23 protein-coding genes and 1 tRNA gene are annotated in these 24,747 nt (G+C 28.8%); 19 read left to right on the top strand and 5 right to left on the bottom strand.

Translation table 11 applies throughout. The features are described 5' to 3' along the window. Positions 1 to 9 precede the first annotated feature (9 nt). The 13 genes from rpmG to AMRN_RS11535 all read left to right on the top strand — a co-directional run bounded on the left by rpmG (position 10) and on the right by AMRN_RS11535 (position 13,823). Positions 10 to 177, top strand: a complete 168-nt coding sequence (gene rpmG / locus AMRN_RS11595; RefSeq protein ID WP_079576821.1) for a 50S ribosomal protein L33 — start codon at positions 10 to 12, stop codon at positions 175 to 177. Between the two features lie 27 nt (positions 178 to 204). Next, positions 205 to 280, top strand: a tRNA-Trp gene (locus AMRN_RS11590). 77 nt (positions 281 to 357) lie between these two features. Next, positions 358 to 540: a preprotein translocase subunit SecE gene (gene secE / locus AMRN_RS11585; RefSeq protein ID WP_079576822.1), complete on the top strand. Its 183-nt coding sequence runs from the start codon at positions 358 to 360 to the stop codon at positions 538 to 540. A gap of 8 nt (positions 541 to 548) precedes the next feature. Then, entirely contained in the window at positions 549 to 1,076 is a 528-nt protein-coding gene (gene nusG, locus AMRN_RS11580; protein WP_099310467.1) for a transcription termination/antitermination protein NusG, read from the top strand. A 98-nt stretch (positions 1,077 to 1,174) separates the two neighbouring features. Beyond that, the gene (rplK, locus tag AMRN_RS11575; RefSeq protein ID WP_099310466.1) at positions 1,175 to 1,600 is read left to right on the top strand and encodes a 50S ribosomal protein L11; all 426 of its coding nucleotides are present in this window, start codon (positions 1,175 to 1,177) and stop codon (positions 1,598 to 1,600) included. A gap of 71 nt (positions 1,601 to 1,671) precedes the next feature. Further along, a complete protein-coding gene (gene rplA / locus AMRN_RS11570) occupies positions 1,672 to 2,370 on the top strand; it encodes a 50S ribosomal protein L1 (RefSeq protein ID WP_099310465.1) in 699 nt (232 codons plus the stop codon). Positions 2,371 to 2,537: 167 nt separating this feature from the next. Next, positions 2,538 to 3,026, top strand: coding sequence for a 50S ribosomal protein L10 (rplJ, locus tag AMRN_RS11565; RefSeq protein ID WP_099310464.1), 489 nt, complete (start codon positions 2,538 to 2,540; stop codon positions 3,024 to 3,026). Between the two features lie 55 nt (positions 3,027 to 3,081). Continuing rightward, positions 3,082 to 3,456 carry a 50S ribosomal protein L7/L12 gene (gene rplL, locus AMRN_RS11560; protein ID WP_079576827.1) on the top strand — a complete coding sequence of 125 codons (375 nt, stop codon included), beginning with the start codon at positions 3,082 to 3,084 and terminating at the stop codon, positions 3,454 to 3,456. 177 nt (positions 3,457 to 3,633) lie between these two features. Next, the gene (gene rpoB / locus AMRN_RS11555; RefSeq protein ID WP_099310463.1) at positions 3,634 to 7,779 is read left to right on the top strand and encodes a DNA-directed RNA polymerase subunit beta; all 4,146 of its coding nucleotides are present in this window, start codon (positions 3,634 to 3,636) and stop codon (positions 7,777 to 7,779) included. Continuing rightward, on the top strand, positions 7,772 to 12,301 hold the full coding sequence (gene rpoC, locus AMRN_RS11550; RefSeq protein WP_099310462.1) for a DNA-directed RNA polymerase subunit beta': 4,530 nt from the start codon (positions 7,772 to 7,774) through the stop codon (positions 12,299 to 12,301). Before rpoB ends, rpoC begins: the two co-directional genes overlap by 8 nt. Positions 12,302 to 12,535: 234 nt before the next feature. Continuing rightward, a complete protein-coding gene (locus AMRN_RS14285) occupies positions 12,536 to 12,724 on the top strand; it encodes a hypothetical protein (protein WP_228199126.1) in 189 nt (62 codons plus the stop codon). Between the two features lie 47 nt (positions 12,725 to 12,771). Then, the gene (locus tag AMRN_RS11540; protein ID WP_099310460.1) at positions 12,772 to 13,479 is read left to right on the top strand and encodes an EAL domain-containing protein; all 708 of its coding nucleotides are present in this window, start codon (positions 12,772 to 12,774) and stop codon (positions 13,477 to 13,479) included. A 56-nt stretch (positions 13,480 to 13,535) separates the two neighbouring features. Continuing rightward, positions 13,536 to 13,823: a YciI family protein gene (locus AMRN_RS11535; RefSeq protein ID WP_099310459.1), complete on the top strand. Its 288-nt coding sequence runs from the start codon at positions 13,536 to 13,538 to the stop codon at positions 13,821 to 13,823. A gap of 126 nt (positions 13,824 to 13,949) precedes the next feature. On the opposite strand, the gene AMRN_RS11530 is transcribed toward AMRN_RS11535, so the two are convergent. From AMRN_RS11530 to AMRN_RS11510, 5 genes are all read right to left on the bottom strand, one after another. Beyond that, positions 13,950 to 14,564 carry a trimeric intracellular cation channel family protein gene (locus AMRN_RS11530; RefSeq protein ID WP_079576835.1) on the bottom strand — a complete coding sequence of 205 codons (615 nt, stop codon included), beginning with the start codon at positions 14,562 to 14,564 and terminating at the stop codon, positions 13,950 to 13,952. Between the two features lie 141 nt (positions 14,565 to 14,705). Continuing rightward, positions 14,706 to 17,177 carry a molybdopterin-dependent oxidoreductase gene (locus AMRN_RS11525; protein WP_099310458.1) on the bottom strand — a complete coding sequence of 824 codons (2,472 nt, stop codon included), beginning with the start codon at positions 17,175 to 17,177 and terminating at the stop codon, positions 14,706 to 14,708. Between the two features lie 10 nt (positions 17,178 to 17,187). Next, positions 17,188 to 17,775: a hypothetical protein gene (locus AMRN_RS11520; RefSeq protein ID WP_099310457.1), complete on the bottom strand. Its 588-nt coding sequence runs from the start codon at positions 17,773 to 17,775 to the stop codon at positions 17,188 to 17,190. 92 nt (positions 17,776 to 17,867) lie between these two features. Continuing rightward, positions 17,868 to 18,557: a response regulator transcription factor gene (locus AMRN_RS11515; protein ID WP_099310456.1), complete on the bottom strand. Its 690-nt coding sequence runs from the start codon at positions 18,555 to 18,557 to the stop codon at positions 17,868 to 17,870. Continuing rightward, a complete protein-coding gene (locus tag AMRN_RS11510; protein ID WP_099310455.1) occupies positions 18,550 to 20,562 on the bottom strand; it encodes an ATP-binding protein in 2,013 nt (670 codons plus the stop codon). Before AMRN_RS11510 ends, AMRN_RS11515 begins: the two co-directional genes overlap by 8 nt. Before the next feature lie 240 nt (positions 20,563 to 20,802). On the opposite strand from AMRN_RS11510, the gene AMRN_RS11505 reads away from it, so the two are divergent. From AMRN_RS11505 to AMRN_RS11480, 6 genes are all read left to right on the top strand, one after another. Beyond that, a complete protein-coding gene (locus tag AMRN_RS11505; protein WP_099310454.1) occupies positions 20,803 to 21,525 on the top strand; it encodes a DUF4198 domain-containing protein in 723 nt (240 codons plus the stop codon). Between the two features lie 12 nt (positions 21,526 to 21,537). Next, entirely contained in the window at positions 21,538 to 22,140 is a 603-nt protein-coding gene (gene cbiM / locus AMRN_RS11500; RefSeq protein WP_079576841.1) for a cobalt transporter CbiM, read from the top strand. After that, entirely contained in the window at positions 22,137 to 22,622 is a 486-nt protein-coding gene (locus AMRN_RS11495; protein WP_099310453.1) for a hypothetical protein, read from the top strand. The genes cbiM and AMRN_RS11495 overlap by 4 nt, the downstream gene beginning before the upstream one ends. Then, a complete protein-coding gene (locus AMRN_RS11490) occupies positions 22,619 to 23,263 on the top strand; it encodes an energy-coupling factor transporter transmembrane component T (protein ID WP_099310452.1) in 645 nt (214 codons plus the stop codon). Before AMRN_RS11495 ends, AMRN_RS11490 begins: the two co-directional genes overlap by 4 nt. Then, complete coding sequence (locus AMRN_RS11485; RefSeq protein WP_099310451.1) at positions 23,260 to 23,910, top strand: energy-coupling factor ABC transporter ATP-binding protein; 651 nt, start codon at positions 23,260 to 23,262, stop codon at positions 23,908 to 23,910. The genes AMRN_RS11490 and AMRN_RS11485 overlap by 4 nt, the downstream gene beginning before the upstream one ends. A gap of 74 nt (positions 23,911 to 23,984) precedes the next feature. Beyond that, on the top strand, positions 23,985 to 24,743 hold the full coding sequence (locus AMRN_RS11480) for an arylamine N-acetyltransferase family protein (RefSeq protein ID WP_099310450.1): 759 nt from the start codon (positions 23,985 to 23,987) through the stop codon (positions 24,741 to 24,743). Positions 24,744 to 24,747: the final 4 nt, after the last annotated feature.

Raw genomic sequence — 24,747 nt, 5'->3', positions numbered from 1 at the left:
GATTGATTAATGGCAGCGATTAGAATAAAAATTGGATTAAAATGCGAAGAGAGTGGAGATATTAACTACACTACTTGGAAAAACCCAAAAACTCATAGCGAGAAATTTGAGGTTAAAAAATATAGTCCAAGATTAAGAAAACATACAATACATAAAGAAATTAAGTTAAAGTCTTAGGACTTTAACTTATATCTTTATTCTTTTAGGTCAGTAGCTCCAATGGTAGAGCGCCGGATTCCAAATCCGACGGTTGGGGGTTCGAGTCCCTCCTGGCCTGCCATAATAATTAATTTTTTTGAAAGTAGTTAAAAACTTTTTTTAAAAAAATTTATAGCTTAATACATACTGGAGTCACTTGTGAATAAATTCAAAACTTATTATAAAAATGCTAAAGATGAACTGTTTAAAGTAATTTTTCCAATTAAAGAACAAATTAGATCTGCATATTTATCTGTATTTGTTGTTGTTACTGTAATAACACTATTTTTAGCACTAATTGATACAGTAATGTCATTAAGCCTATCTTCAGTAATGAATTAAGGATTAAAATGGCACATAAATGGTATGCAATTCAAACTCACTCAGGTAGTGAATTAACAGTAAAAAGAGCTTTAGAAAAACTTGCTGATGAAATGGCAAATGATAAAATAGCTGAAGTATTAGTTCCAACTGAAGATTTAATTGAAATTAAAAAAAGTAAAAAAGTAATAGTTGAAAGACCATTATATCCAGCATATGCTTTTGCAAAGATTGATTTAGATACTGCATTATGGCATAGAATTCAATCAATGCCAAAAGTTGGAAGATTCATTGGAGAATCAAAAAAACCAACTGCATTATCAGATAAAGATATTGATCTTATCTTAGAAAAAGTTAATAATAGATCTGCTGCAAAACCTAGAGTATCATTTGATGAAGGTGAAATGGTTAGAATTAATGAAGGACCATTTGCAAACTTTAATGGTATTGTTGAAGATTTTGATATGACTGCTGGAATTTTAAAACTTAATGTTTCAATTTTCGGAAGAAATACTCCAGTAGAAATCTCTTATACGCAAGTAGAAAGAGTAGTTTAAAAAAATAATTTATAGGCATTAGGCAATACAAACTTGCTTCTTTTATAGTTTTATTGCCTAATGCCTATGGTTATAACAAATTTAGAAAAGGAATTTAGATGGCTAAAAAAGTAGAAGGTACACTTAAACTTCAAATACCAGCTGGTGCTGCAAATCCATCACCACCTGTTGGACCTGCATTAGGTCAAAGAGGTATTAACATTATGGAATTTTGTAAAGCATTTAATGAAAAAACAAAAGATAAAAGTGGATTTAATATTCCAGTTGAAATCACTGTTTACTCGGACAAAAGTTTTACATTTACACTAAAACAACCACCTATGACAGACTTAATTAAAAAAACGTCTGGAATTAAAAAAGGTAGTGACAATCCACTTAAAAACAAAATTGGAAAGTTAACTAAAGAACAAGTTTTAGAAATTGTTGATATGAAAATCGCAGATTTAAACACTGATGATAAAGAACAAGCTGCAAAAATTGTTGCTGGTTCAGCAAGATCAATGGGTATTGAAGTAGAAGCATAATTTCTAATAAGTCTTACCACCAGACTTTATAACTTGGCGGTAGCAAAATAAAAAAAATTGCGGAGTAAAATATGGCAAAAGTTTCAAAAAGATATAAAGCGTTATCAGAAAAAATTGAAGATAAAAATTATGAATTAGCAGAAGCTTGTACTCATTTAAAAGAGTTAAAGTCTGCTAAATTTGATGAAAGTATTGAAATTGCATTAAACTTAAATGTAGATCCAAGACATGCTGATCAAATGATTAGAGGAGCAGTTGTTCTTCCTAATGGTACTGGTAAAACTGTAAGAGTTGCAGTATTTGCAAAAGGTGCTAAAATGGATGAAGCAAAAGCAGCTGGTGCTGATATTGTTGGTAATGATGAATTAGCAGCAGACATTCAAGCAGGGAATATTAATTTTGATGTATTAATTGCAACTCCTGATTGTATGGGAATCGTTGGTAAAGTAGGTAGAATCTTAGGACCAAAAGGTTTAATGCCAAATCCTAAAACTGGAACTGTTACTATGGATGTAACTAAAGCTGTTAGCGATGCTAAAGGTGGTAAAGTTACATATAGAGTTGACAAAAAAGGTAACATGCAAGCAGCAGTTGGAAAAGTATCTTTTTCAACAGAAGCTATTAAAGAAAATGTTGAAACGTTCTTAGGAGCTATCAACAAAGCAAAACCATCAACTGCAAAAGGAAGATATATTTCAAATGCAGCAATTTCATTAACAATGTCTCCATCTATTAAATTAGATACTACAGAATTAATGGATATCAAATAAGGGTTATTCCTTATTTGAATTAAATAATATTCAAATATGTAGATAAAAATCTATATCTTTGAGTGTTATCAAAGCACTGATATAAAACTGGAGACAGCCGGTAAAAGACACCTCCGTCTTTTGTAAGACCTGCTTAAGTTTCATGTTTTGAAAGGAGGAAAACTATTATGACTAAACAACAAAAAGCTGAAGTTATTGATTTTTTAACAGCTGAATTTAAAGAGTCTCAAGCTATCGTAGTGTGTGATTATAAAGGTCTTACTCATAAAGAGTTAGAATCTTTAAGAAAAAGCGCTAAAGAAAGTGGAGCAAAAGTTCAAGTTGCTAAAAATACACTTGTTACAGTTGCAGTTAAAAATGCTGAGTTAGGAGATGTTGAGTTAAATGGAACTAACATTTTCTTATGGTCAGAAGATCAAATCTCTGCTTGTAAAGTAGCTGACAAGTTCGCATCTGAAAATAGCGAAAAATTTGTTATTAAATCAGGTATCATTGAAGGTGAACCAGCTGATCTTGATAGAGTTAATGCATTTGCTAAATTACCATCTAGAGATGAGCTTATTGGTATGTTACTTTCTGTTTGGACAGCACCTGCAAGAAACTTTGTTACAGGGCTTGACAATCTTAGAGAAAAAAAAGAAGAAGAGGCTGCTTAATTTATAGCGGTTAAAATTAATAAATATTATAAAAATAAAAATTAGAGGAAATAAAATGGCAATTTCTAAAGAAGATGTATTAGAGTACATTTCAGGTTTATCTGTATTAGAATTATCTGAACTAGTAAAAGAATTTGAAGAAAAATTTGGTGTATCTGCACAACCAACTGTTGTTGCTGGTGGAGCTGCTGCTGGAGCTGCTGAAGCAGTTGAAGAGCAAACTGAATTTGATGTAGTTATCACTGATGCTGGTGCTAAGAAAATTAATGTAATTAAAGTTATTAGATCATTAACTGGTCTTGGACTAAAAGAAGCAAAATCTGCTGCTGAAGAAACTCCATCAACTGTTAAAGAAGGTGTTTCTAAAGAAGATGCAGAAGCTGCAAAAGCTGAATTAGAAGCTGCTGGAGCATCTGTAGAAATCAAATAATTACTTAAATTAAAGATTATTGTATGCAAAGTAGAGCCTTCTACTTTGCATAAAAGACTAGCATCACTGAGGGCTAAGTTTAGAATTTTTTTAAAGAATTTTAAACTTATCCTTTAGGATGCTTTTTGCGCTTTATAAAAAAAGCTAAAAAACTAAACCAAATTATTAAGGTCGACAATGTTAAACTCTTTAAAATCTGGTAATAGACTTAGAGTTGATTTTGCAAAAAATCCACAACAAATAGAAATTCCAAATCTACTACAATTACAACAGAACTCTTATGATAACTTTTTGATGATAGGAAAAGATGAAAGATTTGATGCTGGTATTGAAAAAGTATTTAAATCAGTATTCCCTATTCATGACGCACAAAATCGAGTTACTTTAGAGTACTTAGGTTCAGAAGTTGGTAAACCCAAATATGATGTTAGAGAGTCAATGGTTAGGGGTCTTACTTATTCAATTCCATTGAAGATTAATATTAGATTAACTTTATGGGAACTTGACGAAAAAACTGGTGAGAAAATCGGTGTTAAAGATATGAAAGAACAATCTTTATTCATCAGAGAAATTCCACTTATGACAGACAGAACTTCTTTCATCGTTAATGGTGTTGAAAGAGTTGTTGTAAACCAACTACACAGATCTCCAGGTGTTATCTTCAAAGAAGAAGAAGCAAATACTTCAGGTCACAAGTTAATCTATACTGGTCAAATTATTCCAGATAGAGGTTCTTGGTTATATTTTGAATATGATGCAAAAGATGTATTGTATGTAAGAATTAACAAAAGAAGAAAAGTACCTGTTACAATTCTTTTTAGAGCATTAGGTTACTCTAAAGAAGATATTATAAAACTTTTTTATCCAATAATTAATGTAAAAGTTAAAAATAATAAATTTTTAACAAAATTTAATCCAGATGATTATTCTGGTAGATTAGATTTTGATTTAAAAGATGAAAAAGGTAATTTAATTTTAGCTGCTGGTAAAAGACTTACAGCTAGAAAAGCAAAAGCTTTAGTTGAAGGTGGACTTGAATTAGTTGAGTATCCAGTTGAATTATTAATGGATAGATCAACAGCAAGTACTATTTTTGATCCAGAGTCTGGAGAAGTATTATTTGATGCTTTAACAAATTTAGATGAATTAAAATTAAAAAAATTATTAGATTTAGGATTTGATTCATTTGATATTGCTAATGATTTAGCAACTGGTGTTGATGATTCAATTATCAATGCATTTAAAGCAGATAGTGAGTCTTTAAAGCTATTAAAACAAACAGAACAAATTGATGATGAAAATGATTTATCAGCAATTAGAATTTATAAAGTTATGAGACCAGGTGAGCCTGTAACAAAAGAAGCTGCTAAAGAGTTTGTTAGAAAACTATTTTTTGATCCAGAAAGATATGATTTAACAAAAGTTGGTAGAATGAAAATGAACCATAAACTTGGTGTTAATGTTCCTGAGTATGTAACAGTACTAACTTACGAAGATGTAATTAAAACTGTTCAGTATTTAGTAAAAGTTAAATCAGGTCACGGACATATTGATGATAGAGATCACTTAGGTAATAGAAGAATTAGAGCAATTGGTGAACTTCTTGCAAATGAGTTACATTCTGGACTTATTAAAATGCAAAAAGCTATTAGAGATAAAATGACTACATTAAGTGGTACATTAGAAGATTTAATGCCACATGATTTAGTAAACTCTAAAATGATTACATCAACAATTACTGAATTCTTTACATCAGGGCAATTGTCACAATTTATGGATCAAACTAACCCATTATCAGAAGTTACTCATAAAAGAAGACTTTCTGCACTTGGTGAGGGTGGATTAGTTAAAGAAAGAGCTGGATTTGAAGTAAGAGATGTTCACCCAACTCATTATGGAAGAATCTGTCCAGTTGAAACTCCTGAGGGACAAAATATTGGGCTTATTAATACTTTATCAACTTATGCAAAAGTAAATGATTTAGGATTTATTGAAGCTCCATATAAAAAAGTTAAAGATGGTGTAGTAACAAATGAAATTACTTACATGACTGCAACTTTAGAAGAAGGACTTGTAATTGCACCTGGTTCAACAAAAGTTGATGATAATGGTAAGATTGTAGAGCCTTTAATTGAAGCTAGACAAAATGGTGAAATTTTACTTATGGAAAGAAGTAAAGTAAGCTATATTGATATCTCTTCACAAATGGTTATGGGTGTTGCTGCCTCACTTATTCCATTCTTAGAACATGATGATGCCAACAGAGCACTTATGGGTTCAAATATGATGAGACAAGCTGTTCCATTATTAAAACCTAATGCTCCTATTGTTGGTACAGGTTTAGAAAAAACAGTAGCAAGAGATGCTTGGGAAGCTATAAAAGCCTCTAGAGCAGGTGTTGTTGAAAAAGCAGATGCTAAAAACATCTACATCAGAGGTGAAGATGAAAGTGGTGCATTTATTGACCATTATCAAATTAGCAAGAACTCAAGAACAAATAATAATACATCATTTGGACAAAGAGTTGCAGTAAAACAAGGTCAAGAAGTTGAAAAAGGTCAAGTTATTGCTGATGGTCCTTCAATGGATAAAGGTGAATTAGCTGTTGGTGTTAATGCAATGGTTGCATTTATGCCTTGGAATGGTTATAACTATGAAGATGCTATTGTTCTTTCTCAAAGATTGATAAAAGAAGATGCATTTACATCTGTACATATTTATGAAAAAGATGTTGAATGTAGAGAACTTAAACATGGTAATGAAGAAATCACTAGAGATTTACCAGGTGTAAAAGAAGAATCAATTTCTCATTTAGATGCGTCTGGTATTATTAAAGTTGGTACTTTTGTTAAACCAGGAATGATTTTAGTTGGAAAAGTTACACCAAAAGGTGAGATTAAGCCAACTCCAGAAGAAAGACTTTTAAGAGCAATTTTTGGTGAAAAAGCTGGGCATGTTATTAATAAATCATTATATTGTCCAACATCAATGGAAGGTACTGTAGTAGATGTTAAAGTATTTACTAAAAAAGGTTATGAAAAAGACGAAAGAGCAGTAGCAGAAATTGAATCAGAAAAATCTGAACTTGATGTTAAACATCATGATAAATTATTGATGCTTGATAGAGAAGAGATTTTAAAAATTAATGATTTATTATCAAAATCAGCATTAGATAAAGATGTTGAAGTAGATGGAACAACTTACAAAAAAGGTGATAATATACCATTTGATGTACTTTCAAATGTAAATAGATTTGCTATGAAAAAAGTAGTTGCTTCATATAACAGAGATGTTCAAAATGTTTATAACAATATTAAAGAGCATTTTATCAAGCAAAAATCTACATTAAGACAAGAACATGAAGAAAAGCTTCAAGTTCTTGAGCATGATGATATTTTACCAAGTGGTGTAATTAAACAGGTAAAAGTATATATTGCAACTAAAAGAAAGATTAAAGTTGGTGATAAAATGGCTGGTAGACACGGTAACAAAGGTATCGTTTCTAATATTGTTCCTCAAGTTGACATGCCATATTTAGAAGATGGAACAACTGTTGATGTAATTCTTAACCCACTTGGGGTTCCATCAAGGATGAATATCGGTCAAATTATGGAAGTTCACTTAGGTTTAGTTGGTAAAAGACTTGGTAATCAAATCCAAGAAATATTTGAAGCTAAACGAGCAGAGTTTATAATTGAACTTAGAGAAAAAATGTCTGAAATTGCAAGTACTGCTAAGCTTATGAAAGGTAAGGAATTTATGAATTCTTTAACTGATGAAGAACTAGTTGATTATGCACAAGATTGGGCAAAAGGTGTTAGATTTGCTACTCAAGTATTTGATGGTGTTGAAGTATATGAGTTTGAAAAACTTTTTGAATTAGCAAAAATTGATACAGATGGTAAATCAGCACTTTATGATGGAAAAACTGGTGATAAGATGAAAGAAAGAGTAAATGTAGGTTATATGTATATGCTAAAACTTCATCACTTAGTTGATGAAAAAGTTCATGCAAGATCTACTGGACCATATTCACTTGTTACACAACAACCAGTTGGTGGTAAAGCACTATTTGGTGGACAAAGATTTGGTGAGATGGAAGTTTGGGCATTAGAAGCATATGGTGCTACTAGTGTTCTTAAAGAGATGCTTACAACAAAATCAGATGATGTTGAAGGTAGAACAAGAGCTTATAGAGCTATAGCAAATGGGGAAAATGTTCCAAGATCAGGTGTTCCTGAAACATTCTTCGTATTAACAAAAGAGCTTAAAGCTCTTGGTTTAGACGTTGATATTTTTGACGAGGTAGAAGAGAATGAGTAAAACTGAAAAAGTATTAAAACCTATCGAAATAAAAGAGTTAGAAAGACCACAAGATTTTTCTGCTTTTCAACTTAGACTTGCAAGTCCAGAAAAAATTCTTTCTTGGTCTTGTGGTGAAGTTAAAAAACCAGAAACAATAAACTACAGAACTTTAAAACCAGAAAGAGATGGTCTTTTTTGTGCTAAAATATTTGGTCCAATAAAAGATTATGAGTGTCTTTGTGGTAAATATAAAAAAATGAGATACAACGGAGTTGTATGTGAAAAATGTGGAGTTGAAGTAACTTCTTCAAAGGTAAGAAGACACAGAATGGGTCATATTGATCTTGTTTCTCCTGTAGCACACATTTGGATGGTGTCATCTCTTCCTACAAGAATTGGTACACTTTTAGGTGTTAAATTAAAAGATCTTGAAAGAGTACTTTATTATGAAGCATATATTGTAAGTGAGCCAGGTGAAGCTTATTATGATAATGAGAAAACAAAAAAAGTTCTTAAATACGATATATTAAATGAAGAACAATATAGAACTATTTCTGATTTATTTGAACATACAGGATTTGAAGCTAATATGGGTGGAGATATTGTAAGAAATCTTTTAGAATATCTTGACTTGTTTGAACTTTTAGAAAAATTAAAATCTGAAATGTCATCTACTAAATCTGAAGCAAAAAGAAAAACTATTATCAAAAGATTGAAAGTAGTTGAAAACTTTATTAATTCAGGAAATAGACCAGAATGGATGATGTTAACTCAGCTTCCAGTTCTTCCACCTGATTTAAGACCATTAGTATCATTAGATGGTGGTAAGTTCGCAGTTTCTGATGTAAATGACTTATATAGAAGAGTTATTAACAGAAATAACAGACTTAAAAGACTTACTGAACTTGATGCACCTGAAATTATTATTAGAAATGAAAAAAGAATGCTTCAAGAAGCAGTTGATGCTTTATTTGATAATGGAAAAACTGCAAATGCAGTTAAGGGTGCAAATAAAAGACCTTTAAAATCATTATCTGAAATTATTAAAGGTAAACAAGGTAGATTTAGACAGAACTTACTTGGTAAAAGGGTTGACTTCTCAGGTAGATCTGTTATTGTTGTAGGACCATCTTTAAATATGGATCAATGTGGTATTCCTAAAAAAATGGCTCTTGAGTTATTTAAACCACACTTAATGGCAAAACTAGAAGAAAAAGGTTATGCAACAACTTTAAAATCTTCAAAAAGATTAATTGAGAGTGAAACAAATGAAGTTTGGGAATGTTTATCTGAAATAGTAAACGAATATCCAATACTATTAAATAGAGCACCAACTCTTCATAAATTGTCAATTCAAGGTTTCCACCCTGTATTAATTGATGGTAAAGCAATTCAGTTACATCCATTAGTTTGTGCTGCATTTAATGCTGACTTTGATGGTGACCAAATGGCAGTTCACGTGCCATTGTCACAAGAAGCAATTGCTGAAGCTAAGATTTTAATGATGTCATCTATGAATATTATTTTACCTGCATCAGGTAGAGCTATTGCGGTTCCATCGCAAGATATGATTTTAGGTATTTATTATCTTTCATTATCAAAAGATGGAGTAAAAGGTCAACATAAATTATTTACAGATGTAAATGAAGTTAAAATTGCTTTAGAAATGAAGCAAGTAGATTTACATGCAAAAATTAGAACAAAATTAGATGATAAAATCATTCATACAACAGTTGGAAGACTGATTGTAAAAGAGATTTTACCTGAATTTGTACCTGAAAATTTATGGAATAAGATTTTAAAGAAAAAAGATATTGGAACATTAGTTGATTATATTTATAAACATGGTGGATATAAAGTAACTCCAAGATTTTTAGATAATCTTAAAAACTTAGGTTTTAGATATGCAACGGATGCTGGTATTTCTGTTTCAATTGCAGATATTAAAGTACCTGAATCAAAAGCAGATCATGTAGTTAAATCTAAAAAAGAAGTTATTGAAGTTCAAAAACAATTTTCTCAAGGTTTATTAACTGAGCAAGAAAGATATAATAAAATTATTGATATTTGGACTGAAATTAATAATACTCTTGGATCAGAAATGATGGAGATTATTGAAACTGATAAAAATGGTTTTAACTCTATTTATATGATGGCTGACTCTGGGGCTAGAGGTTCTGCTGCACAGATTAGACAGCTTGCAGGTATGAGGGGTCTTATGGCTAAACCTGATGGTTCAATTATTGAAACACCAATTATTTCTAACTTTAGAGAAGGTCTAAATGTACTTGAGTACTTTATTTCTACTCACGGTGCTAGAAAAGGTTTAGCAGATACAGCACTTAAAACAGCAAATGCTGGTTATTTAACAAGAAAATTAATTGATGTATCTCAAAATGTGAGAATTACTACAGATGATTGTGGAACTCATGAGGGTATTGAAATTACTGATTTATCTTCTGGTAATGAATTAATTGAAAGTTTAGAAGAAAGAATTACTGGTAGAGTGATTGCAGAAGATATAATTGATCCTATTTCTAATGAAATTTTGTTTACAGAAGGGACATTAATTACAGAAGAAAATGCAAAAGTTGTTGCTGATGCTGAAGTAAAATCTGTTGTAATTAGAACACCTTTAACTTGTAAAGTAGAAAATGGATTATGTTCAAAATGTTATGGTCTGAATCTTGGTGAGCAAAGAAAAGCAAATCCAGGTGAAGCTGTTGGTGTATTAGCAGCTCAATCAATTGGTGAGCCAGGAACACAGCTTACACTTAGAACTTTCCACGTTGGTGGTACTGCAAGTGCTACTCAAACAGAAAGAGAATTAAAAGTTGATAAAGAAGGTTTTATTAGATATTACAATATAAAAACATATATTGATAAAGCAAATAGAATCATTGTTGCAAACAGAAGAAATGCTGGTGTTTTACTTGTTGAGCCTAAAATCAATGCTCCTTTTAAAGGTAAAGTAACAGTTGAAACTATACATGAAGAAACAATTTTAACAATTTCTAATGGAAAAGAGAACAAAAAATATTACCTAAGAAAGAATGATGTTGCTAAGCCAAATGAGCTTGCGGGTGTATCTGGAAAAATTGATGGTAAATTATATCTTCCTTATTCAAATGGAGATGAAGTTGGTGAAAATGAATCAATTGTTGAGATGATAAAAGATGGATGGAATGTACCAAACAGAATCCCATTTGCTTCAATCTTAAGAGTTGAAGATGGAGATCCAATTACATCAAATGTATTATCAAACGCGAAAGGTATTGTAAAATACTATAAGCTAAAAGGTGATTATTTAGAAAGAAGACATGACATTAAAGCTGGTGATGAAGTTGTTGAAAAAGGTCTTTTCTCTGTTATTGTTGATGCAGACGATAGAGAAGCTTTAAGACACTATATTGCAAGAGGTTCTTTAGTAGAATTTAGTGATGATAGTCCAGTTGAAAAAGACTCTATCATTGCAATTCCAAAAACACAAGAACAAAATGTTATTGCTGAGTGGGATCCATATGCAAACCCAACAATTGCAGAAGAAGCTGGTACAATCGCATTTGAAGATATTATTCCAGGTGTAACAGTATCTGAGCAATATGATGAATTAACTGGTACTTCAAAACTAGTTGTAAATGAATACATTCCAGCAGGTTATAAACCTACTATTTCATTGGCAACAAGTAATAAAGAAGTATTAAGATATTCATTAGAACCAAAAACTTCATTAAATGTTAGTGAAGGTCAAAAAGTTGAAGTTGCAGATGTTTTAGGTAAAACACCAAAAGCTACTCAAAAATCAAAAGATATTACTGGAGGTCTTCCAAGAGTATCTGAATTGTTTGAGGCTAGAAGACCTAAAAATATTGCAGTACTTGCTTCATTTGATGGTATTGTTTCATTTGGTAAACCACTTAGAAATAAACAAAGAATTGTTATTACTGATGCAAATGGTGCAAAAGCAGAGTTCTTAGTAGAAAAATCTAAACAGATTTTAGTACATGAAGGTGAGTTTGTTCATGCTGGTGAAGCATTAACAGAGGGACAATTAGCATCACATGATATATTAAAAATTCTAGGTGAAAAAGCACTTCATGGATTTATTGTATCAGAAGTTCAGCAAGTATATAGATCTCAAGGGGTAAATATTGCGGATAAACATATTGAGGTTATTTTATCTCAAATGTTAAGACAAGTTTCTATTTTAGATGGTGGAGATACTAAATTCATCGTTGGTGATATGATATCTAAGAAAAGATTTAAAATAGAAAATGAAAGAATTATCAAACTTGGCGGTGAGCCAGCAATTGCTGAACCATTATTACTTGGTATTACAAGAGCTGCTGTAACATCTGATTCTATTATATCAGCTGCATCGTTCCAGGAAACTACTAAAGTTTTAACAGAAGCTGCAATTTCTGCTAAGATGGATATGTTAGAAGACTTAAAAGAAAATGTTGTTATTGGTAGAACTATTCCAGTTGGAACAGGTTTATACAAAGATAAAAAAATCAAATTTTCTTATGGAGATAAATAAAAAGTAAGGAGTAATCCTTGCTTTTTTTTAAATATGGATATAATATCTTTATTTTTTCTTTTTATTGCAATTGAACTTTTTGAATCAAATTGGCAAAAGTCAGATACTATTTATGGATTATTATCTAATAATCTAGCTATTTTCAATAAGAATATAATTCTTTACTTCCTTTTAAACTCTAGCTTTATTTACTCTATTTTTTTAAGTGTTTATCTTAATAATTATAGTTTTTTAATGTTAAGTATAGTTGGTATAAAGTTTTTTGATATCGCTTTTAAACTCTCTATAATGCAAAAGATAAATAATGGAGTTTTAATAGAAGAGATAATGCCTAATATTAAAGTTTCTTTATTACTTAGATACTTTAATGCAATAGCTTATCCTACCACTTTTTTATTCGCTACAGATTATTTTCAATATTGATACTAATTATCAAAAAATATTAAGTTGTTTTTTGTTATATTATTATTATGAATAATATAGAATTTAAACACTTAATATTAACCGCAAAATACTTTACTAAGTACGAACCAATAATTGACACAAAGACAGATGATATCTATGCTTATGAGGCTTTATCAAAGTTTGAGATTGATAATAATCTTATCTCTACTGAGGATATTTTTAGGCACTTACATCATAACAATAAATTATTTTTTGAACTTGAAAAAAGAAATAAGCAGTTACAATTTGAAAGTTTTACAGAAAATAAAAAATTATTTTTAAATTTTGATGCAGATATATTTGTATCTTGTGAACAACAATCTTATTGGGAACTTTTTTTAAATAACAAAAAAGATGATATAGTAGTAGAAATTACAGAAAATGGTAGTGATGATGAAACAAGTGCAAATATAATGCGAAATTTTTCTTCATGGTTAAATAACAAAAATATAGAAACAGCACTTGATGATTTTGGACAAGATGGTTCAATGTTCTCTTTTTATATGATGAATGGAAGTAAATATATCAAAATTGACAAATCTTTTTTACGTCAAATCGAACTAAATTATAACTATATGCACTATTTAAAAGGTATCTTAACAACAATTAGACTAAATGGACAAAAAAGTATTATTGAAGGCATTGAAACACAGCGTGATTATGATTTAGTTAAAGAGCTAGGATGTGATTATATGCAAGGATATTTTTTCGAAGAATTAATGATTATTAAATAGTGTAATTTCAATATCATCTAAATATGATATAATTTAAAAAAATAAAAGGAATAAAAATGCAATACCTAATAATTGCTTATGATAATGATAATTCACTAGATAAAAGACTAGAAGCAAGAGAGGCACATGTAGAGGGTGCAAAAAAATTAATGGCTGAAGGTAAGATTATTGAAGCTGGAGCATTAATAGAAGAAGATCAAATGGTAGGCTCAACACTTTTTGTTGATTTTGAAAATGATGATGAATTAAATGAATGGTTAGAGAGTGAACCATATGTTACAAATAATGTATGGAACATGGACGAATTCCAAATCGTTCCTGTGAAGCTACTTCCTAAAGATTAATAAACAAACTAAGCCTCTTTTTTAGAGGCTAGATACTTAAGTATATTAAAATAATGTATTAACAAATATATTTGCTTGTTTAATTAATATTTTTACTTAGATATTAAATATTATATTTGATTTCTCCTAATCCTTCAATGGTGGTAGTTGCCATCCTTTATAGTATGCTATCATTCTTATTAAAATTCCAAGGGCTAATAATGTTATGATATAAAAAATTGTATTTAATCCTACAAGATGTAAGATATAATATGTTATACCAACACCAAAACTGATGGTTCCATATAGTCCTGTTCTCATAAACCATGGTACTTCATTTAGAAGGATATCTCTTAAAATACCGCCTCCTACTCCATTGAAAAATGCAACAAATGCAACTCCAAAGATATTAAAACCAAATTCGATAGCTATCATGGCTCCAACAATAGAAAAGCAAATAAAATCAATAGCATCTGCAAATATAAAAATGAACTTTTTTTCTAATTCTCCATATCTTTTATAAACTTTTAAAAATCTAGAGATAAATAAAACGATAATTACAATAAGTACGGGCATATAGTGAGTAAAAGAGTAGATATCTCTACCAACAAGTAGATCTCTTATTATTCCGCCACCTAGTGCTGTTAAAAAAGCTGCTATAAATAATCCAAGCCAATCACAACCTTTTTTTACACCAAATAAAAAGCCACTAAGTGCAGCTGATGCAATTCCTATATATTCAATAAATAATATTATGTCCATTTTTCCTACTTTATAAATTTAGTATTTTATACCTACTATGCATAAAAAAGGATAAATTTTAAACTATTTAATTAAAAGTGATTGTTTATAATGTTAGTTATTATTATGTAAGATAAAAAAGGCACAAATTTGTGCCTTTTTTTATAAGTTTTGAAGAATTTTAGGTTTTGTAAAAGCGTTGATTGGCTTTAAACTACCTTTGTATTTTTCTATCTCAACTAATGCAGTGTGTGCAATATTACTTTGAGCTAATTTTGATGTTCCTTTATCAATAGTAAGAACATTTACATTACCATGTTGACAAAGTGTTTTATCTCCTAAATTTTCAGGAGAATACCAAGCACCTTCACATAATGTAGCAACTTCATCTATTACAGCATCAGTTACATAAACACCAGCTAAAATTTCACCTCTATCATTGAAAACTCTTGCAATGTCACCTGTTTTTAAGCCTCTTTTTTTAGCTTCTTTAGGATTTATTAAAACAGGCTCTCTTCCACTAATTTCATATAAACCTCTAATAAATGTATTATTTAATTGAGAGTGTAATCTATATTTTGAGTGTGGACTAATAATATGCATTGGATATTTTTTAGTTTGTTTTTTATCTCCTAACCACTCGATTGGTTCCATCCAAGTTGGGTGTCCTTTGCAATCATCATAATTGAATTTTGCAATTACAGGAGAGTATATCTCTATTTTACCTGATGGTGTTCCAAGTCTATGTTTATATGGGTTATCTCTAAATTCAGTATATCTAGTATAGTTTTGAGTTGATTCATCATCTTCTTGGAATCTTACATAACCTTTTTCCCAGAATTTATCAAATGATGGCATTTTCATATTCATAGCTTTTGCTTTTTGAACAGCATCTTCATAGATATATTTAACCCATTCTAATTCAGTTTTTTCTTCTGTAAATACCTCTTCATAACCCCATCTTTTACAAAGTTCTCTACAAATCCAGAAATCACTTTGACTCTCACCTGCTGGTTTAATATGAGCTTTTCTTGCAATTATATACTCTTTTGTTCCACCTGTTTGGTCTATATCTATTCTTTCAAGTTCTGTTGCTACAGGAAATACTATATCTGACATTTTAGCAGTAGAAGTCCAGTAAGGCTCAGCTGTAATTACTGTGTCAACTTTTTTCCATTGTTCTAGCATATTGTTTACATCGTGGTGTCTTGTAAGTGGTGAACCTGATGCGTTATACATTAGTCTAATATGTGGTAATTTTATTTTTTTACCATTTTGGTCTAAATTTTCTCCTGGTCTTTGAATTGCTTCTATTGATCTTGATGATGGAATAACAACATCATGATGTTTTAACCAAGGTGCATTTGGATATTTGTTATTGTATTTTTCAGGAATAGATTGGCTAATACCTGTAATTGTTGGTGCTAGTTTATCTGTTGCTCCACTTGAATTATATGCAAGTGAGAACTCAATTCCACCACCTGGTAATCCCATATGTCCTAACATAGCTGCTAGTACTGTGCACATCCAGTGAGCTTGTTCCCCATGGTCTTGTCTTTGAAGTGCTCTACCACATAATAATACTGTTCTTTCTTTTGCTAATGTTTTTGCAAATTTTGCAATAGTTTTTGCATCAACTCCACAAATTTCAGAAGCCCAGTTGATATCTTTTGCTTGACCATCTTCTTTACCTAATAGGTATTTTTTAAATTTATTAAAACCAACAGTATATTTTTTGATAAATTTTTCATCATATAGTTTTTTTGTATATAAATAGTGTGCCATACCAATCATTAGTGCAACATCTGTATTTGGTTTTACTGCTATGTGTTCTGCATCTAAGAATTTTTGTGTATCATTTTTTCTTGGATCTACACTAAATGCTTTAATTTTTCCACTAAAAACTGCAGCTTGTAATTTTTCATAATCTTTAAAGCATCTATGAAGTGGAGTTGACCATGTTATTTGATTTGTAATTAATGGATCGCAACCCCAAACTACAACATTTTTTGCATTTTCTATTATTGATTTCCATTTAGTTGGTGTATCATAAACAGAAGAACCTCCTAAAACATGAGGCATAATAACAAGACCAGCACCAGTTGAATAATCACCTGATTCAGTTACAAATCCACCTAAGATTCTCATCATTCTTCTAGATACAGTTCGTCCCCAACTTACTCTACCAGAACCACCCCACCAGTAGCACTCTCCATAAATACTTTCAGGTCCGTGTTTATCAAATGTTTCTCTCATATGTTTTGCTGCTAAATCAAGAGCAACATCCCAAGATACTCTTACAAACTCTTCTTTCCCTCTTAGGTTATTATTTGATGGTCCTTTTGCTTTTAAAAATGACTTTCTAACCATTGGGTATTCAACACGTGTTTGATTTTGCAATCTATCTGCAACTGATTTTATCATTGGACTTGGAAAATAATCACCTTTAAAAGCTTTAGTTTCTATAACTTCTCCACTTTGTATTACTGCTTCAAACATACCAAATCTATTTGAACTTAGTACTGTTTTTCTATCATCAAAGTTAGTTAGGTCTGCCCAACCAAAACTATTTGCTTTTACAGTCGTTGCTGCACCAAGAATTGAACTACATTTTAAAAAATCCCTACGTTTCATTTTGTCTCCTTTATTTTGAATCAGCTGCATGTTGTTGCAGATATTTAATAATTAGATTTTTTGTATGTGGATCTAATGTTACTTGCTCCATCATACTTTCAATTTGTTGTGGCCATTGATTTACAGTGTACGCATTTGATGCTGGTAAATGATGACACATTGAACAACTTTGCTCATATGTTTTTTTAGCTTTAAGTTTTAATTTATCTGGGTTTTTTGCAATATTTTTTAAATCAATTGTAAAAACTCCTTCAACTTCATGCCAGATTTCACCATAATCATCTTCATGTTTTTTAACTGTTTTAAAAGATTCATTTGAACTTTTTTCATCTTTAAACTCAGCATATAATTCTTTTCTTTTGATATCTCTAAGAATCATTTGTGGATAGTTTTCTAATCTATAGCCTTTTACTTTGATAGTTACTTTACCTGCTTGTTTTTTTACTACGTCAACTGGAGTTAATATAGTTATAAAACCAATATCTTTTCCATTTTTAAATAGTTTTGTTCGCTCTTTAATAACAGAGTCTTGCGCTAAGGCAAAACTTGTAACTCCTAATATGCTTAAAAGTAACAAGCTTTTTTTAAGTATTCCCATTCCTAATCTCCTATATTTTGTGTAAAGAAATATTATTGGAATAGTATAAAAAAAGTATAATCTTTAATTTTTTTTAATAAATTTAATTAATTTTATTTTAAAGTGAGTTTATATCCAATACCTTGAATATTTTGAATTAGTTCTGTATAGGTCTTTTTTCGTAGCTTATTAATAAACATTCTTATAGCATCAGCAGTAGCACCACTATCTTTCCATACAAAGTTTTCAATAAGAGAAAAAGGAACAGTATGTTCATGGTGTTTGATAAGTAGTTCTAAAAGTCTTTGCTCTTTTTTAGTAAGATTGATTGTTTCATCATCATATAAAAGTTCTTTTGCTTCAAAATTATATTTAAAACCATTTTTCAAATCAAAAAATTTAAACTCTTCTTTAAATGAAGAAATTGCTAATATCATAGATACAAGTAACTGTTTTTTATCAAATGGTTTTTTTAAAACACTTTTACTTTTTAATTGTATTGCTTCAAGCATATTTTCATCTGTATCATAAGCAGTTAAAAAAATAATTGGTACATATGAATCTATCTTTCTTATTTCACTACACATTTTCAATCCATTCATTTTTGCCATGTGAATATCTGAAATTATTAAATCAATAGAGTTGGTTTCAAAACAATTTAATCCCTCCAGACCATTTTTTGCTGTGTATACATTTGTAGCATAATCTTGTATGGATTCAACCATAATATTTAATAAACTCTCTTCATCTTCAACTATTAAAATATTTTTATTTTCAAGTAATTCTTGAATTTTATCATACATCTTTAACTCCAATTTTTATTATAAATTTTGTTGGGTTTTGTAAACTATTTAAATATAAATTTCCATTCATTCTATTTTTTACTAATAAATCACATAAATATAAACCTGTTCCTGTTCCTTGGTTTTTTGTTGTAAAAAATGGTTTAAATATTTTATCTTTATTCTCTTTTAAAATACCTCTTCCATTATCTTCTACACTTATATAAAAATGCTCTTTTTTTCTATAAAGATTGATTTTTATTTTTGCTTCATAAAGTGGTTTTTGTCTTAAAATAAATGATAGTTCATCTTTTGCATTTCCAAAAAGATTAATTAAAACTTGTTTGATGTATGATGGATAGTTAGTACACTCATAGTCTTTATCTTTATCATAATCAAACTCTAATTCAATTCCGTTCATTTGCATTTGTGGAAAACTTATTAGTATAACTTCTTTTATGATTTTTATTAGATTAAACTCTTTTTTTCCGTACTCTTCTTTATAGAAGTTTCTAAATGCATTTACAGTTTCATTCATAAGTTCAATAGTATCTCTTGATCTTAATAAGTAGTTATGAGCTTTAGTTAATGAGTTTTTTTCTACAATCTCTTCTGCATTACTTATTAGCATTAAAAGAGTACTTAAAGGCTGTCTCCATTGATGTGAAATAGCACTTACCATCTCCCCTAAAGCTGCCATTTTACTATTTTGAATAAGAATTTGTTCATGTTCACTCTCTTTTTTTTCTAAGTATTTTTCATGGCTTATGTCATTTACTGTAATAATAGTACCTTCTAATTCTTTGTGAAAATTGTTTAATAAAGGAGTCATTTGGACTCTATACGTTTTATTATTTCTTTTTAGATTATAAGACTTTACAGAAAAAAGATTTTTTTTGATATCATCAAAACAGTCATTTTTATCTATTTTTTCATTTTTTATTAACTCTTTTATAGTACTTAGTGGTTTTTCATATAAGCTTTTGCTTTTTATATTAAATATTTTTTCAAATACTTTATTTATAAATAAAATATTTCCATTCTTATCTGTTAGTAGTATTCCCCACGTAGGACTTTTAGCAAAATGTCCTAAAAGCAAATGTTTTTCATAAAGTTTTTTTTGTGTTATAGATATAAATATTATTGTTCCTAAACCTAAAAGAAAAAGTATTAAAGAAGATATCAAGTTCATAAAAAGTTGCTGATTTAAAGTTTTAAATATCTCATCTTTTTGTAATACAGAAACAAACAACCAATCACTGTTTTTAAGTCTTTCAAATGTAAATATATACTCTTGATTGTCTATTTTAAAAGTTTTGTCGCCTTTTTTATTATTTTGAAATGTTTCTAAAAATTTTAATAATTTTTTATCTTCAAAATCAATTCCAAGTTTATTTGACTGGACAATTACTTGAGAATCATTTGTCATTAAAAAAGCAAATCCTTTTTTAAAAGGAAAAAATTTTGAAATCTCTTTTTGTACAGATTTTAGTTCCAAATCACTTGACATTACAGCTAAAAGGTTTTTATTTTTATCATAAATAGGAGAAGCTATACTTATATAAAGTTTATCTTCAAATCCAGCAGAACCAACATATGGTTTAGAGATTGTTGTTTTTCCTTTATTTACTGCTTGAACATACCAAGGTCTTGTTACTGCAATATAATCATCTGTATAATACCAATCGGTTCTTCCTGATATAGTGAAGTTATCTGGATAAGATATATATACACTTTTAAATCCATCCCCCGAAATCATTGCAGTTGTAAGCATCTCTTTTATGGAATTAAAATCTTTAAATCTATCTTTTTTTATTAGTTTTTTTCCCATTGTTTCAACAATTCTTTTTAATGCAGATAGTTTCTCATCAAACTTCTCTTTATATGAATGGACTAATTTTAGTTGTGTATTTATTGTATTATTTAATAAATATGTTTTATTTGTATTATATGTTGCAAAAATTATGAAAATATATAACAAAAAAAACACTATTGAAATAAGAATATAAACTCTATTATGTTTCATTATTTACCTTAAGATAATTTGTAGATTATTTATATATAAAAAGTATAATATAAATATAAATAATTTTACAATTTAGATTTTATATTATATCTATACTCTAATTATGTTCTTAAAAAATAGTTTAGCTCACTTTTTATTATTTTTATATATTAATTCCAAAAATACATAAGAGTTTAAAAAACTTATTATCTTGTAAAAATAATACTATTATAATAATTCAAATTAAGTCTAGGAGATATAATGAGAAATTTTTTAGTTTTTTTAGCATTTGCAGTTGCTGCTAATGCACATTTTTTGACGATGATACCAACAACGGATAATGTTAAGAGTAAAAGTGAAGCTAATATAAAAATAGAGTCTATGTTTATTCATCCTTTTGAACAAACAGGGATGAAAATGGTAAAGCCAGAGGGTATTTTTTTAAATGATAAAAAAAATGCATTAAGTTTAAAACAAATCAAAAGATTTGATAATTTAGCTTGGGAAACATCATATAAAATTAGAAGACCAGGGGTTTACAAGTTTTTTACTGTTCCAAAACCATATTTTGAACCAAGTGAGGGTAAGTTTATTTCTCATGTACCAAAAATAATAGTTAGTGCTTATGGTCTTGAAGATGGATGGGATGAGCCAATAGGTTTAAAATATGAGATTGTTCCTTTGACAAAGCCTTTTGGTTTATATGCAGGTAATATTTTTACAGGAAAAGTTTTACACAATTCAAAACCAGCTTCAAATGTAGAGGTTGAAGTAGAATTATATAATGAGTTTGGTTTAAACGCACCAACAGATGCTCATATTACACAAGTTGTTAAAACAGATGAAAATGGTAATTTTTCTTTTGTGATGAACCATAAAGGTTGGTGGGGATTTGCTGCACTTATAGAAGAGGGTGAAAAAGTTAATGATGGTAAAAAGTATCCAATAGAAAACGGTGCTTTACTTTGGATAAAAGCTTATTAGAAAGAAGAAAAAATGCATATATCAGATGGAATTTTAAGTGCTGAGGTAGCAACTACCTTAGCAGTAGTTGGTGGGGCTATGTGTTTATACTCACTAAAAGAGATAAAAAATGAAAATATTGCTTTAAGTGCAGCTATGAGTGCTCTTTTTTTTATAGCATCATTTATACATATACCTTTAGGGCCTACACAAATTCATTTAATTTTAGTAGGTGTTATAGGATTATTTTTAGGAAGAGTTAGTTTTCTTCCAATTTCAATTGCTTTAGTATTACAAGCTACTATGTTAGGTTATGGTGGAGTTACATCATTGGGTGCAAACATAGTCATAATGGCTTTACCTGCATATTTAGTATATTTACTTTATCATACAAAAATCGCACATAAATTAAATGAAAAAATAAGATTTTTCTTAGTTGGATTCTTGGGAGTGTTTTTTGCCACAGTTATTCTTGCTTTAGTACTTCTTTTTGCAAAAGATGAGTATTTAATAGCTTCATATGCTGTTGTTTTAGCAAATATACCAGCTATGATTTTAGAGGGTATAATTACGCTATTTTTATTGCTATATATTAAAAAAGCAATGCCTAATTTATTAAATGAGATTAAAGTATGAAGATTTTTTTAGCACTTAGTTTACTTTGTGTTTCACTATTTGCCCATAAACTAAATCTATTTACAGATTATGAAAATCAAACTTTATATATAAGTGCATATTTTGCAAATGGTAATGGTTGCCAAAATTGCGAAGTTAAAATTAAAGATAAAGATAAAAAACTTTTGCAAAAAACTTTTACAAATAAAAAAGGTGAAGTTTCAATAGATATAAAAGAAGATAATTTTTATGTATCTGTTGATGCAAAAGGTGGGCATATAGCTACAAAAAAGATATCTTTAAGTAAAGAAGAAAAGCAAGCTATAAAAGATAATAGTTTTAAATCTATTAATAAAAGTGATTTAGAAAAAGAGAATGAAAGATTAAAAGCTAAAGTTAAAGCTTTAGAATCAAAACTTGAAAATATGAATATTTTAAAAACTATTTTTGCACTTTTGGTTATAATAGGGTTATTTTATATATTAAAAAGAGTTAAAAGATGATATTCTCCCCTGCTGTTTCTATTTTAGCAGCACTTTTTTATTCTATTGTTGTAAGTTTTTCTTCTTATGAACTTTATTATTTATTGCCAACTTTTTATATTCTATATTTTTATAAAGAATCTATAGTTAAGATTTTCAAAACCTTGGCATATTTAAATGTTTTTATAATTGTATTGGCACTTTTATTAGTTTTGCAAAAAGAGTATGATGAAGCCATAAATATTTATATTAGAACAAATATGATAATTTTATTTAATTTGTCAATATTTTATAAATCAAGGGGATACGATATAGTAAGAGGTTTTTATATTTTGAAATTTCCAAGCAGTTTTGTATCAACTAGTTATTTTACATTAAAAATGATTGATAATTTAACAAATGATTTCAAAAATATTAAGAATACTTTAAAATCAAGAGGTTTTGAAGCAAAGACAAATATGTTTACTTATAATACTTTTGGCAATATTTTAGGTATGCTTTTTGTAAAATCAATAAAAAAATCGCAAAAGTTAAAAGACTCTTTTGAAGCAAGAGGTTTTAATAAACAAATTTATTTAAATGATAAGTTTAAAACAACAAAGAAAGATATTGTTTTAATACTTCTTATATTAATTGTAATAATTTTAAAGGTAAGCTTATGAGTTGTTCTATAACATTAAAACAAATATCATATAAAAATAGTTCAAATAGACTTTTTGAAAATGTAAATTTAAATGTTGGACATGAAGAAAAAGTTGCAATTGTTGGTGCAAATGGAGTTGGTAAAAGTACATTAATAAGAATAATTGCTGGACTTGAACATTCATACGAAGGAGTTTTAGAACTTTTTCATAATAAAATAGATTCAAAAAAAGAGTATAAAAAATTTAGAAGCGATGTGGGTTATTTGCCTCAAGATGTAAATGATTATTTTTTGTGTCCTGTTGTGATTGAAGATGTTATGTTTAATTTAAGAGCTAGAGGTGTAGATAAAGAAAAAGCTTATTGTGAAGCTTTGAAAATACTTGAGAGTTTAGAAATATCACATTTAAAAGATAGAACTATTTTTGAACTAAGTGGTGGAGAGCAAAAGATTGTTGCAATAGCTTCTATTCTTAGTACAGAGCCTAAAATACTTCTTTTAGATGAACCTACAAATGCTTTAGATGTAAATGCAGAAAAAAGGATTGTAGATATTTTAAATGGTATAAAAAAATCTATGATTATAGTGTCTCATCATAAAACTTTTATAGATAAATTAGCTCCTACAGTTTATACTTTAAACTCTACTGGATTAGAATTAAATTAAAAAATATTAATAAATTACTTTTTAAGTGTAAAATATAGTTTCAAAGTTATAATTATAGATATTAAGGAGAACTCATGGAAATAGGAAAAATACTAAAAAGAATTGGTATTGATGATGAGCCTTCATCTTTAAATCCTAATCTTGAAAATTTAAAAAAACTACAAGAGTCTTACATATTAAATGTGCCATATGAAAACCTTGATTTTATTTTTAAAAAAGAGTTTTCAGTAAATATATTAAAAATCTATGAAAAAATAGTGTGCAATAACAGAGGTGGCATTTGTTATGAATCAAATACTTTATTTGTATATTTATTGAAATATTTAGGTTATGATGCAAAGATGATATTTGCAAAAGTTGAAGATACAAGCTATATAGGAGCAAATTATCCACATTTGGCTTTACTTGTGACAATTGATAACAAAGACTATTTAGTTGATGTTGCAAATGGAAGAAATGTAAGAGTTCCTTTAGCACTTGATGAAGATACAATAGTTGAAAGTGAAGATATACAATATCAAATTCAACCTTGTGCAAATGGTGAGTATGCTTTGATGTATAATTATAAATCTAAAGGTTGGCAAATAAGATATCAATTCTCAACTAAGAAAAAGAGTATTACAGATTTTTCTTCTGTATTTGAAAATAAAAAAAATTATGAACAGTTTTCAAGTTATGCACCACTTTTAGTAACAAAAGCATTAAAAGATGGAAGAATAACATTAACAAATGATATGATAACATATAAAGAAAATAGTGATAAAAGAGTTTGGGGAATAAGTTTAGAAAACAGAGCTGAGGTTTTAAGGGACTATTTTAATATTCAACTATAAAGGC

The sequence above is a fragment of the Malaciobacter marinus genome, from assembly GCF_003544855.1.
In the GTDB taxonomy this organism is placed as follows: Bacteria; Campylobacterota; Campylobacteria; order Campylobacterales; family Arcobacteraceae; genus Malaciobacter; species Malaciobacter marinus.
The sequence above is the reverse complement of the archived record's forward strand: the minus strand, read 5'-3'. Positions and strand labels throughout refer to the sequence as shown.

Excerpts from the sequence above, each read along its gene's own strand:
- rpmG (WP_079576821.1), top strand. The coding sequence starts at position 10 with ATGGCAGCGATTAGAATAAAAATTGGATTAAAATGCGAAGAGAGTGGA.
- nusG (WP_099310467.1), top strand. The coding sequence starts at position 549 with ATGGCACATAAATGGTATGCAATTCAAACTCACTCAGGTAGTGAATTA.
- rplK (WP_099310466.1), top strand. The coding sequence starts at position 1,175 with ATGGCTAAAAAAGTAGAAGGTACACTTAAACTTCAAATACCAGCTGGT.
- rplA (WP_099310465.1), top strand. The coding sequence starts at position 1,672 with ATGGCAAAAGTTTCAAAAAGATATAAAGCGTTATCAGAAAAAATTGAA.
- rplJ (WP_099310464.1), top strand. The coding sequence starts at position 2,538 with ATGACTAAACAACAAAAAGCTGAAGTTATTGATTTTTTAACAGCTGAA.
- rplL (WP_079576827.1), top strand. The coding sequence starts at position 3,082 with ATGGCAATTTCTAAAGAAGATGTATTAGAGTACATTTCAGGTTTATCT.
- rpoB (WP_099310463.1), top strand. The coding sequence starts at position 3,634 with ATGTTAAACTCTTTAAAATCTGGTAATAGACTTAGAGTTGATTTTGCA.
- rpoC (WP_099310462.1), top strand. The coding sequence starts at position 7,772 with ATGAGTAAAACTGAAAAAGTATTAAAACCTATCGAAATAAAAGAGTTA.
- AMRN_RS14285 (WP_228199126.1), top strand. The coding sequence starts at position 12,536 with ATGTTAAGTATAGTTGGTATAAAGTTTTTTGATATCGCTTTTAAACTC.
- AMRN_RS11540 (WP_099310460.1), top strand. The coding sequence starts at position 12,772 with ATGAATAATATAGAATTTAAACACTTAATATTAACCGCAAAATACTTT.
- AMRN_RS11535 (WP_099310459.1), top strand. The coding sequence starts at position 13,536 with ATGCAATACCTAATAATTGCTTATGATAATGATAATTCACTAGATAAA.
- AMRN_RS11530 (WP_079576835.1), bottom strand. The coding sequence starts at position 14,564 with ATGGACATAATATTATTTATTGAATATATAGGAATTGCATCAGCTGCA.
- AMRN_RS11525 (WP_099310458.1), bottom strand. The coding sequence starts at position 17,177 with ATGAAACGTAGGGATTTTTTAAAATGTAGTTCAATTCTTGGTGCAGCA.
- AMRN_RS11520 (WP_099310457.1), bottom strand. The coding sequence starts at position 17,775 with ATGGGAATACTTAAAAAAAGCTTGTTACTTTTAAGCATATTAGGAGTT.
- AMRN_RS11515 (WP_099310456.1), bottom strand. The coding sequence starts at position 18,557 with ATGTATGATAAAATTCAAGAATTACTTGAAAATAAAAATATTTTAATA.
- AMRN_RS11510 (WP_099310455.1), bottom strand. The coding sequence starts at position 20,562 with ATGAAACATAATAGAGTTTATATTCTTATTTCAATAGTGTTTTTTTTG.
- AMRN_RS11505 (WP_099310454.1), top strand. The coding sequence starts at position 20,803 with ATGAGAAATTTTTTAGTTTTTTTAGCATTTGCAGTTGCTGCTAATGCA.
- cbiM (WP_079576841.1), top strand. The coding sequence starts at position 21,538 with ATGCATATATCAGATGGAATTTTAAGTGCTGAGGTAGCAACTACCTTA.
- AMRN_RS11495 (WP_099310453.1), top strand. The coding sequence starts at position 22,137 with ATGAAGATTTTTTTAGCACTTAGTTTACTTTGTGTTTCACTATTTGCC.
- AMRN_RS11490 (WP_099310452.1), top strand. The coding sequence starts at position 22,619 with ATGATATTCTCCCCTGCTGTTTCTATTTTAGCAGCACTTTTTTATTCT.
- AMRN_RS11485 (WP_099310451.1), top strand. The coding sequence starts at position 23,260 with ATGAGTTGTTCTATAACATTAAAACAAATATCATATAAAAATAGTTCA.
- AMRN_RS11480 (WP_099310450.1), top strand. The coding sequence starts at position 23,985 with ATGGAAATAGGAAAAATACTAAAAAGAATTGGTATTGATGATGAGCCT.